The sequence below is a fragment of the Photorhabdus sp. HUG-39 genome (genome assembly GCF_963878365.1).
Taxonomy (GTDB): domain Bacteria; phylum Pseudomonadota; class Gammaproteobacteria; order Enterobacterales; family Enterobacteriaceae; genus Photorhabdus; species Photorhabdus kayaii.
This window is the reverse complement of sequence record NZ_CAWNWY010000027.1, coordinates 14,065-33,925: the sequence shown is the minus strand read 5'-3', so window position 1 is coordinate 33,925 and position 19,861 is coordinate 14,065. Positions and strand designations below refer to the sequence as shown.

Genomic DNA, 19,861 nt, shown 5'->3' with positions numbered 1-19,861 from the left:
GTTTTCCCTAGAATAGAAAAAGGTGCCATTATGCGGACTCCTGTAAACAAACATATTGTATAAATTGTGTAACGTGACGAATAAAATTCTCAGGTTCTTGAGTAATATAAAAATGGTCGCCTACAATCTCCTTGTAGCGATATGAAAGGTGTTGCTCTCCGTCTGCAAGCCATTGTTGCCACTGCTGAACTTCTATCGCAGAAGCCTCTTTATCTTCACTGCCATAAAGCAGTAATGTTGGTGTTTGCAGTTTTACCGCGTCAGTCTGAACGAGCCGGTGATAATGTTCCGTAGCAAGAAAATCAGCCCGTAGCATTGGTAAGAACAGCGCAAGCAAGCCGGGGTCTTCTCGCAAAATCGGGCTACAACCGCCGATATCAATCAATTGTTCAATAAACTCATGATCAGGTAATCCGCTAAGTTGGCGGCGGGATTGAAGATGAGGTGCATGGCACCCCGAAAGCACCAGTGCCTTGGGTGAACAATTTTGTTGTTCAAGACGTTGGCAAGTTTCAAAAGCAACTTGGGCCCCCATACTATGACCGACAAGTATCAGATTCTCTCTCTGTACGGGGGTGAATGACACCATCAGGTCAGAAAGTGATTGCGCCAATGGCGCAATATTGGTAGCTGCCTTTTCCGCCATACGGCTGTCTCGTCCGGGGTAAATCACTAGTGAAACCGCTATATCTGAATTTTCTAGCGTGGCCCAGTGGCGGAATGCACTGGTACTGCCCCCGGCAAAGGGGCAGATTAACAGCGTGTATTTGGGTTTACCGTGAGTCGTCAGGCAAGGACGAATCATCGGGTGTGCAGGGAGTGCCCACGTCATCAACATTCTTCCTTAGTTAACATCAATTTTGCTGGCTCAATCCAAACAGGGGCCGATAAATCCTGAGTAACAGGTTCTCCCATGATACGCAAAATTTGTTGCCATAAACCTGCTAACCGCAGTTGGTAATCGTAAGCAAAAGCAGGTGGGCAGAGGGCACCGTTTAATACAGAACCTAAGGTATTGAGCAGAAATGCCACACCTTTAGCACCATCACATTCAAATGCTGTCATCCAGTTTTTGGTTGCCGGACAAAGAATTTGTGATGTTGCTTGGTGCAGATAGTTATCATCCGGCTGACTGGCATTCAGGTAGAGGCTTTGCTCGTTGTTCAGATGATCAGGTGCATGAAGGACGGGTGTCCAGATGACCGGCCCGTAACTGGCTTCCTGCGTAAGATAACCGACAGGCCAGATCAGCGTCATTTTATGCATGACCAGATTGTGCATATCGGGATCTCTCGGGTCCAGATAGGATTGTACATTTAATGTTACTGTTGTCCCTGCGAAGCTAAGTTCAAAGCAATGAAATGCACAGCTTCGCTGACCGACATAGACTATCTCCATCTGTTCCGGACAGTGACATGCCTGTAACAACAGATCGAGCGCGGAAAATAGCAATTGGCGACTGGTTGTCAGATAACCACTTACCGGACGTTGCTGTGATAAGTGAGTGATTTGCCGCGCTGCATGTAACCAACTTCTTCCAGCATGACATTGGCTATAAAAGCTATTTACCCAAAACATTGCATCATGTTTGTTTGCGGTTAATTGATGTCTTTTAATGGCTTCGGCATCAAGGGGGTGTTCCTGAATGACAGAAATTCCACGCGCCAAAAGTGCCTGAGTGAGCTGATCGCCTTTGCCGCCAATAACCTCCGCCCGTATTACCACGCAGGCAATATCAATATCATCTGGTAGTTCATCCAGTGAGCGGAATAGGGGCACATTAAAATCACAGGCAAGTTGCTGCGAGCGAGCACTGCCCTGTGCCAAAATACCGGCTAATTCCAAACCAGACTGAGGTTGTAAGAACGCATTAAGATATAATTCGCCAAATTTCGAACCGACAATCAGAACCCGCCGTGGCTTTATCATATGTTCTCCTTAACAAGATTAGTGGTTGGTACTGAATTCAAGATATCTTTCAGACAAGTCACCAATGAGCCAACATGTTCATGTTGGAACAAGGTGTAATGATCGCCCGCAAGTTGTGTCACATTGACTGGCCCAAAAGCCTGCCAGCCAAGATCGATTGAGGCGATAGTGGTTGGATCGAGATAATCCATAAAATCAGGTAGTTCCTGTGCTGCCCGTATAAGCCAGAAAGGCTGTGAAGTCTGCGGCGGACAATAGTCAAGCAACGCGTTCAGGTTATGGCGCCACACGTCATAAAGTGCGGTCAGCGAGCTATCAATCTGGGCAGATTGCGGTAAGGCATCGTGCAACGCATTAAGGAAAGTCTTAGTATCAGCAGTGATAACATGATTATTCAGCGTCAAACCAGGGAATTGCCCCTGCAAATCGAGCAAGAAATGACGATGACAAAATGTTTCATTCAGCGTCAAATCGGTGCGCACATTTGGCGCAAAGCTGTCAATCAGGATACATTGAGAAACTCTTTCACCCACCGCACGTAATTGATGAGCCATTTCATAAGCCACCAATCCACCGAACGACCATCCTGCCAAGGCATAAGGTCCTTGTGGCTGGAACGCTCGGATTTGACTGATATAGTCAGCCGCCAACGCTGCCACAGAAGGAGTATCTGTATTTAAATTATCTGGCGAAAATGCCAACCCAATCATGCGTTGGTCACCAAAATTGGCTGCTAAATGACGATACCCCAACAGATGTCCACCAATAGGATGGACGATAAACAGGGCAGGTTGTTCAACGCTTCCCTCATTCAATATCACCCCTTGGCAAGGGTTTTCTGGCTGATGTTCAATGAATTCAGCCAAAGAGTGTACGGTATCGTAAGTTTGTAACAGGCTGAGTGGATATTGACGGTCAAAAGTCTGATTGATTTTCACCATTAACCGTACCGCTGCTAGAGAGTCTCCACCTAACGTAAAGAAACTCTCATGCACACTGATAGCTTGTTGTTCCAATACTGATTGCCAAAGGTTCAACACAGCTTGTTCTATCACACTGCAAGCAACTGATATTGGATTGATATCCTGTGTCGCTTCCTCAACCAAAGCTGCCAACGCGCGTCGGTCAATTTTGCCGTTGTCGGATACAGGGATCGCATCAAGAATGATAAATCGCTGTGGACACATCCAGACGGGCAAGGTCTGTTGCAACCAATGAGGCAGAACCGGTAAAAGTTCTGTAGATAGCGGGGCTTCGTCAGATAAACGCAAACCTGCGACAAGTTGCAATGCACCGGTTGACGTAGTATGTGCAAATGCTAATGCTTGTTGTATATCCGGATGCTCGCATAAGCGATGTTCGATCTCGCCTAACTCAATCCGATAGCCACGAATCTTAATCTGATGATCATTGCGTCCCAGAAACTCAATATTACCGTCTGGCCGCCAACGCCCTAAATCACCAGTGCGGTATAACCGTTCACCGGTTTGAGGATGGGTAATAAAGGCTTGTGCAGTTTTTTCTAAATCAGCCCAGTAGCCTAGCGCTAACCCTTGTCCACCAATATAGAGTTCCCCCGTTACCCAAACCGGGCAGGGGGAAAGCGTTGCATTAAGCACATAGAAAGTCTGATTAGCCAGTGGTTTTCCATATGGAATGCTGCGCCAGTTTGGATCAACTTGAACGATAGGATAGGCAATAGACCAGATTGACGCTTCAGTTGCACCGCCCAAACTAAGAATATTCAGGGCAGGGTGAAGGGCAGATAATCTTTCTGGCAAACTGGTTGGTATCCAATCACCACTCATCAATATCCAGCGCAGATTCTCTAAGGAGTGCGGATAATCTCTGGCGTACTCCTCAAGCAGTTGTACAAATGCCGGAACAGAGTTCCAAACTGTGACTGATTCTTGTTGTAACCACGTTAATAACTTGTCAGGTTGTCGTCTGTCACCAGAAAAAGGAATAACTAGTTTTGCCCCACAACTTAAAGTACCGAACAGATCATAAACTGAAAGATCGAATGTTAATTCTGATATTGCCAGTACGCTATCGTGTTCATTGAGAGCAATGCGTTGGTTAATATCAAGAATGGTATTAACCGCACCTTGATGATCTATCATCACCCCTTTCGGTTTGCCGGTAGAACCTGATGTGAAGATCACATAAGCCAAATCCTCAGGATGGGCAGACAAACGCTGTCCACCGGTATTTTTCGGCAAGCGGTTAAGTAATATTTCATCCAGAGAGATAACCTGTACACCATCAGGCCAACTCAGCTGTTGAGCAAACTTAGGTTGAGTTAATACAATATCAACTTCCCCTGATGCCAATAGCTGATGGATGCGTTGTTGCGGGTAGCTGGCATCAATAGGTAGATAAGCCCGTCCCGCCAATAAAATCGCTATAACCGCGATAATCTGTTCCCAACCTTTTTCCATCACCACGCCAATCAGAGGCGAATGCTGATTTTCTTGTGCTTGTAGATGGGCAGCCAGCGTCAGGCTTTGTGACCACAAAGTGCGGTAATCGATTTGACGATAAACATCGACTACAGCGGTACGTTGTGGGTAGCGATTTACCGCCTGCTCAATTAACGAACAGAGCGTATGGGGCGGAAACACATTCTTTGTCGCATTACTATCTTGGCACAAAATCTGATCACTTACCGGGAGCCACTCTGGAAGTAAGGCGCTCCATTGGTAATCGGGTTCAAGCAGGGAGACGACACTAGCCTGATAATGCGCAAACATGTTTTCTGCAACTTGTGGCTGGAACAGTTGCGGCAAAATTGCCCATTGAATGATAACGCCACCATCTGAACCGGAAATCAGCATACAGTCGAGATAAACATGCGGTGTTTGCGCACCAAAGAGATTCAGCGTTCCCAATCCTGCCGGCCCTTGACCCGCTGTACCGGTTGTATCGTTGAACACAATCGGCATACCGGCGTTTAGATTGTGACGGTGCTGATTTTTCTCTCGGAGTACCAGTTGTCCGTCAAATAGAGCATGTTGCAGATCAGCTAACCACTGTTTCTGTATCCGACTTAGCGCATCACTGAATCCTGTGCTATTGCGTAAATCCACTTCCAACAATGATGTAGTAGACAGATTTCCGACCAGCGTATCGCAATGTTGCGGCATTAACAGTCGGTTGCCATGCAGAACATTGATGGTGAAATGCTCGCTGTTGCTCCATACCGCTAGAATATGGGTGAATAACGTCAGCATAACCTGTGATGGTGAAGCTCGGTATTCTGCTGCACGTTGTTGCAAACGCTGCCATTGTTGCGGACTGATATATCCCGTCAGACATTGTTGATTAAGTTCTTGTGACTGATGATCTTTTAACGGTAACACTGGAGCATCAGGCAGATAAGGTAAGCGATTAAGCCAATATTGCCGGCTTTGTTGCCAGGCTTCCCCCGTTTTCTCATCCTCCAGTGCTTGAATATAGTCACTAATAGTCGCTGCCGGTGGTTCTGGCTGCCAGTTAGGTTCCTGATATCCGCGTTGCAAATCGCGTAGGATTAACGTCAGACTTTTGCCATCAGCAACCAGTAGGTCGATAGTCAAATGCAATAAACATACCCGGTCATCAGTACGATATAGCGTCAAATCAAACAGCGGCCAGTTATCGCTAGGAACACCTTTAGTGCGCAAGATATCGCGGGCATCAGCGAGTTTTGTCTCGCGTTGAGCCGGCGTCATGTTACGACAGTCAATTACCGTCGGGGTATAGCAGGGCACTTCCGGCAGAATATGATATTGCCCATCCTTCACATAACCACGTAATTGCGCATGATGACTCACCACACGGTTCCAAGCTGTGGTAAAACGTGGCAGATCAAGATCGTTGATAGCCAGTTCAGCGTAGAAATGCGCAATACCGTTACCAAATTGGAATAGCTGGCTTTCGCCTAACCAATAGGCATATTGCAACGCAGTAAGTGGAAGCGTCTGCTCCGATGCTGGCTTAGTCTCAAGTGGAACAGCCTGTGTAGCGGGTGTTGTTTCAACTGTTTCAACTATTCGCAAGGTGCGACAAAACTCACTCAACTTAGGATGTTCAAAAAGCTGTTGTAGATTTGCCTGTTCGTAACCTTGTCGACGCAATTGCACCACCATTCGGGTAGCAATTAAGCTGTCACCGCCACTTTGGAAAAAGTCACTGTGGCGCTGTATCGGCTGAGGAAGCAGTAAACACCAGAGCGCGATTACCTGCTGCTCTATATCATGGAGCTGGTTATCCTCTGTTTCCGGTTGTACTGCTTCCGGAATTGATCGCTGTGCTACGCTCTCTTTAGCGGTCATGATCAATGGTAATTGTTCTTGCTGTTGAACATGCAATGAATAAGGCAAAGTGGAAAATTGTGCCGCTATTTCACTGATATTGAGCCGTGCTTGCCGTTCAGCCCGCGCCAGAATCAGTTGTTGATGCAGTTCTGGCCCATCTTGCCCCGGCCATTCCAATGAAACCCGATAGCCGGATTTCTCCAAGCACTTACGCCAGTCCGCAAGCGCCATCAATGCACTATCGCCGCGATCATCACTCCAGGCATTAATGCCTTCAATAAAACCAACACTGGCGAGTTGCATCGCACTTTCGCGTTTCGTCGATTCAATAATCAGCAACCATCCACCGGTTTTTAGTAACCGTGACAGGCGTTGCAAGGTGTTTCGCAGATGAGTTGCATCATGTAACACGTTAACCGCCATAATCAGGTCATAACCGGATTCAGGATGCTGGCTAAAATCAATACGCTGATTAATATCGAACAGCGCAAATTTTACAGTTTCGCCATAGTGATTAAGCAACTGGCGTGCATCATCCAGAAATAGCGGCGAAACATCGGTAAAGTGATAGCGTTCAATCGATTGTGCATTATGCTCAAGTACCTTCGCTGAGGTTGCTCCAGTTCCTGCACCGACTTCCAGTACAGTGAAATGATCAGATACTTGACTCAATTGCCGGACAATTTCAGCGGCAGTTTGGTTCAGGCATCGTAACGCTGGATTCTCACTATAGAGGCTGGCAGTGGTCTGTTTATCGGCAAACAGCAGTTCCAACGCATTACCTCGCCCGGCAAGCAGGACATCATGTTGCTCGATACATGTTGCAACATAACGGCTAATCGTTTGACACCATACGGCATCGTCCAGTTTTGCTGTAGGAGCAAGAACACGATTAAGCGGTTGCAGACAACGGTATCCATCAGCGGTTTTCTCAATCAATCCTTGGTTGTTTAATAACGCCAACCATTGAGTAAGAAGACGCTGATACTGTGGCGCCAGTTGTACACGTTGTTCAATTTCTGCACGAGTGTGACATTGCTGAGGATAAGTGAACAGATTATGACGCAGTAATGTCTGGCTCAGGCCAAATAACGCTTGCTGCTCAATATGTTGCCAAGAGCGCTCAAATGCCTGTTGTTCAGTTAACTCAGGCAGCGGTAGCTGATCGGTGTTTATTGCCAATGGTTCTGGTAGCGATAATGGCAAATTGTCCTCTGCCACCAGCCATAAGTTATAACCTTGCGTGTCGTCCTGACGTGGCTGAATTTCTGCCAACCGTATTTCAGGTTTATCACGCAAATATTGTTCAGCTTGATGCAATTCAGGTTGTTGCGGCCAGAAGTTATAACGGGTATGACCGGAAGGGGGAATATGAAGATCATAATGTTCTATGCAGTCAGGCTGATGGCAAATTTGCACTAACAGCGCATTATAAGCGGTAAACAGTGCCTCAATAACCCCCGGCGCTAATACATCATCCATGCAGTACCAGTTAAACAGTAGATCGCCATCTACTTCCATGACTTGATGATCCAGCCAGACTTGCGGAGTTTGACTCAGAACAAAGATGGGATCACCCAGTAACTGAGTGATGGATTGTTTGATGGCGACGCCTTCTTGTGCCATTCCCAACATGCTGGTGAAAACCACCGGCGTCAGCGGTTGTCTGCTTTGTGATTCACCATTTTGGTGGCGGCCAAGTTCTCGCAACACCTCAACACCATTGACATAGTTGTGGCTCAGTCGTTGCCACAGCAAAGCTTGTGTTTTCTCCATGCTGGCACGCAAGGAGGTTATTTTGCGTAAATCAAAATCCATCAACATGACTGAGGTAAAATCACCAATCAGATCTTGAACCTCTGGATGGAAAGGTTGCCGGTTAAAGAATGTCAGGTTGAGAGTAAACAACGGATGACGGCTATACCATTCCAGAGTATGAGCAAACAGCGTCAACAGACCGGCAGAAGGAGTCACGCCCCATTGTTGCCAGCGTTGTTTAAGCATTTGCCAATCAAATTGTGCTAATCGACCTTCATAAGTTGTGAATTGTGGTTGACTACGCTGAGGCAGTTGTGGATTCAGCGGTAATCTTGGCGCCGGAGGCAACGAAGGTAATTGTTCCTGCCAATATGCCCATGATGCCTGCCACTCTTTACTTGCCCGTTGAGCTTGTTCCGCCATCACATAGTCACGGAAAGTAAACACCTGCGGGATCAGTAGTTGCTGGTGGTAAGCGCGTTGCAAATCGTCCATCATGATCCGGAAACTCTGTACGTCAAACTGCAACAGATCCAGATTCATATGTAAGCGACAGCGTGCATTCGGTAGCAGAGAAACAGAAACTTCAAACAACGGCCACTGTTCTGCTGGCGGGACCTGGTAAGAAAGCGTATGACGACGCTGAACCAGCGCCTGTTGGTAAGCGGTTTCATCCAGCATACGCAAATCATCTTGTGATAACACATACCAAGGCGTTTCAGGCAAAATTCTTTGTTGCCCGTCTTCATCCACTACCATGCGCAACATGCCATGACGCTGAATTAAAGCATTCCATGCCTGTTCAAAACGCGGAATATCAAAACTATCCATATCAAAACCATCCAGTGTCAAATCCCATTCAAATAGGACGTGACACGCGACACCGCCAAAATCAATGGCCTGAGTACGACCAATCCAGTAAGCGTGCTGAATGGGTGTTAACGGGAATGGAGCATGACGTTGGGCGCTGTCAATAATGATCTCAGGCTGAGAACAGGTTACTGGTTGTTCAGGTAATGCGTCGCCAATAAGCCGATTAAGCCCCACTAAAGTCATATTCTGATAAGCCAACTCGGCAGTTAATCTGAAACCAAATTGCTGGTGGATCACCGCATTTAGCTCCAGGAACAATAGGGAATCCAAACCAAGTTGCAGTAAATCCTGTTGCGGTGCCAAACATTCAGGCTGTTCTAATCGTAGCAATGCAGCAATACGTTGACGCAACCAATTAAGCCGTTCTTCACTGTCCTGATACAGCCTGTTATCGACAGAGTGTGAAGGAGCTGGGGTTGCCACTGGATGGATATGAGCAATGTCAGCCTGTAAACGTCGCGAAATATCAGGATGATGCTCATCTAACCGTATTGCCAGATAGCAAGGAGATGCGGTACGCAGAGATTGATTAAAATGCCAAATACCTTCATTGACGCTGAACGGTAACATGCCATCTTGTGCCAATTTTTCCACTAATCGCCGCTCGCGGGCCATACCAACGCCACCCCAAACACCCCAAACCAGTGTTTTTACCATCAACGGACTCGGTGCTGTCAGCGCCAAAGATTCCAGGTAAGCATTGGCAACGGCATAAGCACCTTGCCCTTGGGCACCTAACATTGATGCGGCAGAAGAATGAAGCAACAGATAGTGTGCATTATGTTGCTTAAGAGCAATTTGCAATGCCGATGCACTTAGGGCTTTTATCGATAACATTTGTGACAGACGTTGAGGTTCAAGTTCTGCCAACCGGGTGTGATCAGCGATACCCGCCGCATGAATTGCCCCGGCGATACCATCCTCTTGTGCCAGCGTCTGCACTGCATTTAACAAAGCTGGCGTATCAGTAACATCAACGTTAATCCAGCGGATCTCACATTCAATATTCAGTGATAACTCTTGAACAAAAGCGTCCCAATCCGCATGCTGACGACGAGCAAATACCGCGATTCTACGTGCACCTTGGGCCAACAACCAACGGATGGAAATCTGACCAATTCCGCCCATTCCCCCAGTCACGATATGCCAACCCTGATGAGGAATCGACATCGGCTGTTGAGAAAGCAGTAAGGATTGACGTTGTAAAACGGGTACCGAGAGTTGGTTGCCACGTATTCTCAGCCAACGGTTATGTTCACTTAAATATCCGAGCGCTAATGACAAAGCGTTAGCATCGTTGATATCAGCAATATCAATCGCTTGAATACGACGATGGGGATATTCTTCAACTGCGACACGTAACAATGCCCAGACAGCATATTGAGCTGGATTGATATTCTCTGGTGATAAGGTGGTTTCCGGTTGAGCACCACAGGTGACAACGGTTAATGGTATTTCTTCATCACGTTTTAGTTCGGTAATAACTTGATTGCATAATTCAAGTACATCACTGCCAGTAAGCAGCAATAAGATATTTCCGCTTTCTGGCTGTAAATGAATACCCGCCTGACACCAATGATTAACTATCTCGTCATTCGCAGTTGAAGAACGAAGAATATATGCCGTTGAAGATCTTGGGTTATCTGTGATGTTTATTGTACGCCAGTGTAGGGCATAGTGGGTGTCGGGACACGGTTGTGGTGCGGGAAGCCATGAGTTGGTCGCAGCTTGTGTTGATACAAACTGACGCGGCAGATCGCAACGATCGCTTAACAGGGCAAATAGACGCTCACCCGCATAAATCAAAGCGGGGAAAGCAGTGAGTAAACGTGTCTCTAATAATCTGCGTTTGGCATATGGCAGGGGACGATCAGGACGATACATTTTACTTGTTGTTGGCCCAGAAACTTCCCGGTAATAACCTTGCTGGACGCAATAGGTTAGCAATTGTTCCAACAAAGGGCGCCAACGAGGTTGCAGACGGCCAGCTCGAATAGTGTCGATAGCACTGAAACCTTGTTCAATATCACGCCCATGACATTGATATACCAATGCATCGGTATACAACTCACGTAGTGTTGCAGCATCGGGGTTTTGCTCAATGGCAGGATCGAGCAGAGCATTTACATCAAGTCCAGCATTGATATTGGTTGTGGGCTGCACAGATTTGGTTGCAGGGAAGCGATAATGCTGCTCATCAAATGGATAGAGCGGAGCATGACATTTTCCCCCAGTAAGCGAGAAAAGATGCGGCCAGTCAAGATGCACACCAGCACAGTAAAGTTGCATAAGAGCCGTTTGCTGAGCTGTCTCTGGAGAGCTTTGACGCTGTACGCTAGTAATCCAGATTTCCTGTGGCAGACTGACACGCCGCCCGATGCCTGTTAGTTGTGCATCAGCCCCCATCTCCATAAATAATGCCACCCCTTGCTGGCGGGCAAATTCAACCGCCGGGTAATAGCGTACGGTCTGACGCATATGGTTACGCCAGTAGTCCGGTGAACCTAATTGTTCAACCGTTGCAATATTGGCTGTCAGGGTAGAAATCAGCGGAATTTCCCCCAATGTAGGTTGCAACTGGCTACAACGCAGAGAAAATGCCTCCAGTACACCATCAAGCATGGCTGAATGTGCTGCACAGGCAACGTTTAGACGTTGGCAACGAATCTGCTGTTGTTCCAGGCGTTGTGCCAAGGTAGCAATTTCCGTCTCTGTACCGGCCCAAACCCAGTGTTGTGGGCCATTGCAAACCGCCAAATCTAATGCCAGCGAATGAACGAACGGAAGTACTTCTTCTTCATTGGCAAAAACCGCCAGCATTGCGCCCCCTTGGGAGCAGCTTTGCATTAGTTTGCCTCGTACCGCAACGAGCGGCATCACCTGTTCAGGTGTGAGAATCCCGGCAACAACGGCAGCGGCAAATTCACCAACCGAGTGCCCCAATACATAATCAGGCTTCAATCCAAGCGCCCGCCAATGTGCCGCCAGTGCAATCTGATGCGCCACAATTGCCGGTTGTGCGTATTCGGTGGTGGCTAATGCGGCATCATGCTCTCCGAACATCACGGCTTTTAATGGCAATGCCAGCTCTGATGCACAGGCTGCACAGCAACGATCCAACATAGCGGAAAAAACAGGAGAGCTGGCATACATTGCTTTTCCCATGCCAGACCATTGGCAACCTTGGCCGCTAAATTGCCAAAGTTGCTTACTTTCGCTATTGATTTGCCCACTGAAAACATTTTGTGTTGGTTTCTTGTTGGCAAAAGCGGATAAATTTTCAGCACTCTGTGGTGTTAGCGTCAACGCTAAACGCCAAGGTAATGAAAAATCACGCCCCTGTAATGCGGTCCATGCCAAATCTGCATGATGCTCTGGTGCACCATTGAGTGCAGCCGCATAACGTTGGGCCAATTGACGTAATGAAAATTCAGAAGCAGCGGAAAGCAATAAAGGCGAAGTCTGCGCATGATGGACACGGTGACGACGTAATTCCTCTGGCAATGATTGCACGACGACATGACAGTTAGTACCACCAATACCAAACGAAGAGACGCCTGCGGTACGTAATGCTTGTGTCCAGCGTTGCCCTTGTGTTGCCAGCTTGAATGGACTTTGTTCCAACCGTAAAGCTGGGTTGGGTTGCTGAACATTGATTGTCGGTGGAATATGTCCATGCCAAACAGACAGAACCGCTTTAATCAAGCTAGCAATGCCGGCAGCCGTATCAAGATGGCCCATATTGCTTTTCACTGAGCCAAGATAACAAGGCGGTACCGCCACACTACGGTCAGAAAATATGCTGCGTAACGCGTCAACTTCTATCGGATCGCCAAGAGGCGTTCCTGTGCCATGTGTCTCGATCATACCAACATCATCAACACTGACATCCGCCAGTTGAAGTGCTTCGATAATAACGTTGCGCTGACCGTTAACCGAAGGGGCAGTAAAGCCAACTTTCTCATTGCCATCATTATTAATTGCACTGCCACGTAGCACAGCCATGATGGGATCGCCATCGCGCAGAGCATCACTCAGACGTTTTAGCGTGACAACACCAACGCCATTGCCACCATAGGTGCCATTTGCTTGGCTATCAAAAGGGCGGCAATGCCCATCAGGGGAGAAGATCATTCCCGGCTGATACAAGTAACCACTTTCTTGCGGGAAAGAAACTGCCACACCACCAGCCAACGCCATGTCACACTCACCGGCACGCAGGTTTTCACAAGCTATATGTACGGCAACCAGTGAACTTGAACACGCTGTTTGTACCGTCAGTGCCGGGCCTTTTAGGTTTAATTTATAAGCGGTACGTGTCGCAAGATAATCTTTATCGTTACTGATTAACGCTTGAAGCCCTTTAACTTTGCCAACATCAGTCATGGAAAATTGTGACCATGAAAGCCAAGTACTGACTCGGCTACTACCAAAAACACCGGTTTTCAACGGGACATGGCGTGGCGCATAACCGGCATGCTCAAGGGCATGCCAGGCAGTCTGGAGAAAAAGACGCTGTTGAGGATCGAGCATCTCCGCTTCCTGACGTGAATAACCAAACAGCGAGGCGTCAAATTGTTCCGCCTTCTCTAATATTGCTGCCCGATTGACAAAATTTTCACTCTCAATAACTTCAGGAGGAATACCTGCATCTAATAATGTTTGACGGGAGAGTGGAACAGTACACTCAACTCCGTGTTGCAGGTTATGCCAGAAAGTATCGCTATCTGGCGCCTGCGGAAAGCGGCAGGCAAGGCCAATCACTGCAATAGGATCGCAATTATCATAGTGAGGTGTTAAATCAGTCATTATGCAGCTCCTTTATGACGTTTTTCCCGTTGTTGCAAACGCTTTTGTTGTTGACGCTGACGAGGGGTAATCGACTGGCGATTTCCGTCGTGGGGAGCCTTCCGGCAGCGCAAACTGAGCGTCTCTGCTGTTGGATAAGCAAATAAATCAGTCACGGCAAGATGATGAAAACCCGCATGTTGTAATTTGCTATGCAATTGAATTAGCTGTAGTGAGCTGGCTCCTGCCTCAAAAAAGTTTTGTTGTGTGTTAATAGGATGATTTGTTATGGACAAGAACAGGCGTTGAATTTCGCTGCATATTTGTGGGTCATATCCCGCTGAACGCAGTGATGGCGCAATGGCAACAGCAGTATTTTCAACCATCACGGATTGCTGCCGCGGCATCAATTGCTCCAGTGCTGCATGCCAACTTTCTGGTTGTGCCGCAAGGGTACGCAACAGCGTCATGTAGCTATTGAACATGTTTTGCAACTGACGCGGTTCAAACAATTCTTCGACAGCATCCCAATTTAGACAAAGTTCATTATCAGATTCATAAACCTGATGATCCAACCAGATTTGTGGCGTTTGGGAAATACCCCAAACGGGTTTCATCCATGATGAATGCGAAAGAAATTGCCCTTGGTGTGTTCCCAACGCACTGGTGAAAACGACCGGCATAATGGCCGCATCGGGGCTACGACTCTGTGCCAATTCACGCATCACTCTAATTGCTGAAATGTGACGGTGATCCAGATCCTGCCAGAGCTGTTGTTGCAATCTACGGGCACTCGATAACCAATTTTCCTCCGGACGCCAAGCCAGTAATGACAGAGAAGTGAAATCACCCAGAATGTGATTAATATCTTCATGCCAGTGCGGACGATCGAAAAGGGTAAGGTTGAGCGTTAGCTCCGGTTTAGTACTGAATGCAGAAAGAACCGCTGCATAAGCCGCAATTAATAGCGCGGAAGGCGTTATCTGATAAGGCGCTGCATGTTGTTTTAACTGGCTCCATTCATATGCAGATAACCGATCGCTATAGCGCACAAAACGTGGGGATTGAACCTTTTCCGGGGCAATACGCAGTGGCAATTGTGGTGCCAGTGGTAATGTTTTCACTTGCTCCTGCCAATATTGCAGCGAATGCTGGTGCGTCGGCATTTGCTGCTGGCGTAACACACAATCCCGGAATGTCACTTTCAATGGTGGCAATTCATGTTGCTCGTCGAGATAGAGCTGTTCTAATTCGGCCAGCAATATCTGCATGCTCAACCCGTCTAATAGCAGATTATCCAGACTGACAAATAGCCGGGAGATAATTCCATCATCTTGCGCAAGCTGGAAATCGAATACCGGCCAGTTGCCGGCATCTAATACCTGATGTGAAAGCTGTTCACGTAATGTGTCGGCCTGCGTAATATTGGTGAATTGATGTTGTTTGACGGAGAACTGCGGGACATTTTCTAATACCTGTTGCTGCCCATTAACAACCACGGTTCTGAGCATTGGATGACGCTGGATAAGACGATTTAACACCCGATTTAAACGTTGAACATTTAATTGCTCTATCCGGTATTCAATAAAGAAATGCGCACCAACACCACTTAAAGCGAAACCCGGATGGCGCCCGACCAAATAAGCCTGCTGAACTTCCGTGAGTGGGAAAGGGTGGTATTCATTTTGCTCTTTCGGCAGAGCACACGCTGCTGATGAGGTTTCAGCCAGAGGAACCAGCGTAGCCGCAAATGCAGCTAATTGTGGGTTACGGAAAAGATGGCCCAGTTCACCTTTGAAGCCTTGTTGTGTCAGTTCACCAACTAAGCGTGTAGCCAGAAGACTGTCTCCACCAAGTTGGAAAAAGTCACTGTCACGGCCCAGTTGCTCTGTATTGAGCAAGCGTTGCCAAATGTCAACCACGGTTTGTTCAACTGCATTTAACAAAACCACTTCATTCCGGCGTGATGATGTCTCTGTTTTTGTCGCAGACTGTAGTTCTTGCGACAACGCCTTACGATCAATTTTGCCGTTAGGTGTCAGTGGCAGGCGAGGAATGATATGCAAGCGCTGTGGAATCATATATCCCGGCAAATGTTGTGCCAGCACCGATTTAATCTTTTCCCGATCGGGGATGGTGACACTGTCACCTGATTGCATCAATAATACATTAAGGTTACCGATGGTAATTGGCGTTTCAGCCTGTAATGGCAATCGTTGTGGTAATAGCGATAACCACTGTGACGCAGAGCGTAATTGAATACCTTGAGGTGAAAGCAATTCAGTCGTAATCAGGGAAAGAGACGATGCCTGTTGTAACTCCATTGCCAATATCAACGCGCCAGGTTGAGCAAGTGGTACCAATTCCTTGACACAACATGCGGGATCTTCTTCCCGGTGTAATACGTTATTCAGCAGAATAATATCAGCCTGATGTTGCAGCGATTCAGGAACTTGTTCAGGCCAACGTTGTTCAGACCAATATTGTACTGATGCATGAGCATAACCGCTCAGCCGTGTTCGCGCCTGATTGACCAGTGCTTGAGAACGTTCAAAGCCGAGATAACAGAGGTGCTGATCAGTAATATGCTCTGCCAACCACTGCGCACAACGACCGCTGCGAGCATCAAACTCCATCAAAGTCACGGGGCGTTGTAATCGCTGAGAAAGGGCAGTGATGACCTGTTGCAACCCTGCCAACCACTGCTGGGTTTCTGGCAACACAAACAATTGTTGTTCCGGTGCGAATTGCGGATCGTCAAGTAATGCGATCGCCGTCTGTTGCCCGGTAAGAACATCATGTAGCACCGCATGCCAACGTTCCGGGATACCTATCGCCTCATTATCGGATGTAACAGGTAACCATCCGGCCTGATATATATGCTGTGTAGATTCAACCAGTACCTTACATTGGCAAAGATATGCCAACATACGGGCAAACCAGTCATGGTATTCCGGTTGGGGCTGATAACGTTTCAAGCAATCTGTCAATGATTGCGGTGAAGTAAAGGTAATACCGTGACGAGATAGATGTTCCAGCAGGAACATTGCAACTTGAGGTCCACTGTTATCCGTGGTTATTGCGTGCATTGCAGGGAACAGCTCACGATAGCCAGTGGGTAACTGAGGCGCACGATTTACCCGTTGGCATAAAGAATCACCTTCCAATTCAAGGAACGCCACTAGCGACTTCTCTTTTTCGCCACTGGCGAGTGCCACCCCTTTACTGATTCCGATTACCTGATTAAGGGCCGCATCAATTTCTCCCAACTCAATTCGATAACCACCAATTTTTACCTGACTATCACGACGTCCCAGAAATTCAAGCCAGCCCTCAGGATGGTAACAACCCAGATCACCAGTGCGGTACCAGCGTTCCCCTTGATCGACAACAAATTGAGCGGAAGTGCGTTCTTCATCATTAAAGTAGCCTAATGCGACCCCGGCACCACCAATCCAAAGCTCACCGACAACCCAGTCAGGACAATCACGGCCATCTTCACCTACGACACGGTAACGCTGGTTAGCTAAAGGATAGCCATACGGAATGGAGCGCCACTGTGCTTCAACTTCTTTGATAATATATTCGTTTGACCAAATAGCCGCTTCTGTTGCACCACCCATTGCACTCAAAACACCATCAGGATTGAAGGCGCGGTAACGTTCAGGCAGTGACAAGCCAATCCAGTCCCCGGACAACATCACAGTACGAAGTGCTTTCGGCGCATCGACCTCCATGCCTTCGCAATAGGTCAGTAACATATCGAACAGTGCGGGCACACTATTCCACAACGTCACATGATGACGCACGATCAACATTTCCCAGGTTGATGGGTCACTACGCTGTGCTTCATTAATTAATACCAGCGCACCTCCCGCGGTGAGAATACCGAAAATGTCATAAACGGAGAGGTCGAAATGTAGAGCAGAGAGTGCCAATAACCGGTCGCTACTTTGGACCTGATGACGGCGATTGATATCCAAACAGGTATTGAGTGCGCTCTGGTGGCTGATAACGACTCCTTTTGGCATACCGGTTGAACCAGAGGTATAGATGATATAAGCCGGATCAGTAACCGCACGCTTAACCATGTTTGCCAAAGGCGGCCATTGCTCATCCTGATGCCAGGAAACACAGTGTACATCTTGTGACCAGTCATCACTTTGTTTTTCAAAATCAATGTGTTTTTCAAGGTCAATGTGTTGTTCAGGATCAATGATAACGACACGAATTCCAGCACTTTCACAGATAGCACGACGTCGGTTTACTGGCTGATCAACAGGAACCGGTACATAAACGCCGCCGATATAAAGTATCGCCAATACCGCAACAATTTGTCCGACGCCTTTTTCCATGCTAATGGCAACCCGATCTCCCGGTATAACCGACATTTTTTGCAACACGGTTGCTAACCGGCGAGCGGCCAAACTTAATTCACCATAACTGATTTCCTTATTATTAGTCACCAAAGCAACAATATTTGGTGTACGTTCTGCTTGCAAAAACACACCTTCATGCAGAAGGGCATCCGGCAAAGGTTCAGTTGTGTCATTGATCTGATACCGAAGCTGGTATTGCGATTTAGGCATCAGATCCGGTAATTCTTTACTCCACTGTGTGGCGTTTTCCGTTAGATTTCCAATGAACCCCTGATAAGCGGTAAATAAGGTATCCATTAACCCATCAGGGAAGAGTTCATCGTTACTATCCCACTGAATATTCAGCGTGTTTTCATGTTCAAATGCGACGAAATCCAGCCATACCTGAGGTGTTTGTGATATTCCCCAACTTGATTTTCCCAGAACATCACGGGTATTTTCACCATATAAAGGTCGGCCTAAATTGCTGGTAAACACAATTGGCGCACCATATGGATGACTACCGCGTTTTTTAAGTTCACGTAAAACTTCTACACCAGACCAATAGCGGTGTTCGTAAGCTTCGGCAAATGTTGCCTGCGCATCTTTAGCGAGTTGGCAGAACGGCAAATTATCAGCGGGAATATCTAATAGCAGAATATTAGTAAAGTCGGCCAGCAGGTTATCAACTGCGGTGTGCAACGGCGCTCTATCAAACAATGTCAGGTTAAACAACAGGCGGGGGGCATGATTCCAGCGAGATAATAAACCGGCAAATGCGGTCGCCAATGCCATCGTTGGCGTAACACCGTTTTGTTGAGCAAGTTGTTTAAAACGTTGCCAATGTTCAGGAGCCAAGCGGAAACATCTGCGCTGAATGCGGACGTTTTTTATTAGGGAAGGTTCCTTAGTCAGAGGGAGTTGTGGGACAGGGGGAAGGGTATCTAACCGGTTACGCCAGAATATCTCAGCTTCTTGTCGAGCCTGAGCAAATTGCGCCTGATATTGCGCCAAATAGCTGCAAAAATCATAGTCAGAAGGGATAACAGGCAGGTTACGTTTAACAATTAATGCCGCCAGTTCGGTAAAGAACAGGCTAAAACTGGCGGCATCCATGATCAGCAAATCAATATTAGCGTGCAACCGGTGCTGATTCTCACCAAGCAGACTTAGCTGAATATCGAATGTCTCCCCTTGTTCAACCTGTAATACCCGATGGCTTAATTGTTCACGTATACTACTCAGCGCTTGTTGCTGTTCGTCTGCTGTAAAGCTGCGCAGGTCATGAACCGTTAATTTTTTCCAATAAGCATTAGCCATCCCTTGCTGGCGACCATCGGGCAAAAACCGCACTCGTAACATCGGATGTCGCTGAATCAACCTATGAATTGCCGTTTCCAGTTGTTCAGGTTCCAACCCGATACCGTCAAATTCTTGATATAAATGGCAACCCACTCCTCCCAACGTCTGCTCTGGCGAACGCCCAACAAAATAAGCATGTTGTACCGCGGTCAGCGGGAACGGACGAGCATCTGTAATCAGTGGCTGCGCCACATCAGGCTTAAGTGCTGTGTGAGTAACAGGCGCATGACGTTGCAGAAGCTGGCTCCAAGCATACAGTGTGGGTTTTTGATACAGTTCACGAAGGGTGACGCGATATCCTTGACGCCTCAACTGGTTTAACAATGCCATCATTTGCATTGAGTCCAGCCCTTTGCGAATTAAATCATCATTATCATCCACCAGTGTATTTTTTTGAGTAAACAGGCCAGATATGATCTGACGCAGTGAATCTGGAGAGACAAGATCCGTGTGCATGAAGATATCCTATAAATAATGACGGTTATAAAACGGGGG

The 19,861-nt window shown here is 47.4% G+C and carries 4 protein-coding genes; all 4 read right to left on the bottom strand.

The window, feature by feature from the left end; genetic code table 11:
- Positions 1 to 28: 28 nt before the first annotated feature.
- The 4 genes from AAC155_RS16625 to AAC155_RS16610 are packed head-to-tail and all read right to left on the bottom strand — an operon-like array spanning position 29 to position 19,822.
- Positions 29 to 832, bottom strand: a complete 804-nt coding sequence (locus tag AAC155_RS16625) for a thioesterase II family protein (protein WP_229015630.1) — start codon at positions 830 to 832, stop codon at positions 29 to 31.
- Positions 832 to 1,929 (bottom strand): Gfo/Idh/MocA family oxidoreductase, encoded by a 1,098-nt coding sequence (locus AAC155_RS16620; RefSeq protein ID WP_113043379.1) that lies wholly within the window; start codon positions 1,927 to 1,929, stop codon positions 832 to 834. Before AAC155_RS16620 ends, AAC155_RS16625 begins: the two co-directional genes overlap by 1 nt.
- A complete protein-coding gene (locus tag AAC155_RS16615) occupies positions 1,926 to 13,667 on the bottom strand; it encodes a non-ribosomal peptide synthetase/type I polyketide synthase (protein WP_113043378.1) in 11,742 nt (3,913 codons plus the stop codon). Before AAC155_RS16615 ends, AAC155_RS16620 begins: the two co-directional genes overlap by 4 nt.
- The gene (locus tag AAC155_RS16610) at positions 13,667 to 19,822 is read right to left on the bottom strand and encodes a non-ribosomal peptide synthetase (protein WP_113043377.1); all 6,156 of its coding nucleotides are present in this window, start codon (positions 19,820 to 19,822) and stop codon (positions 13,667 to 13,669) included. Before AAC155_RS16610 ends, AAC155_RS16615 begins: the two co-directional genes overlap by 1 nt.
- Positions 19,823 to 19,861 lie beyond the last annotated feature (39 nt).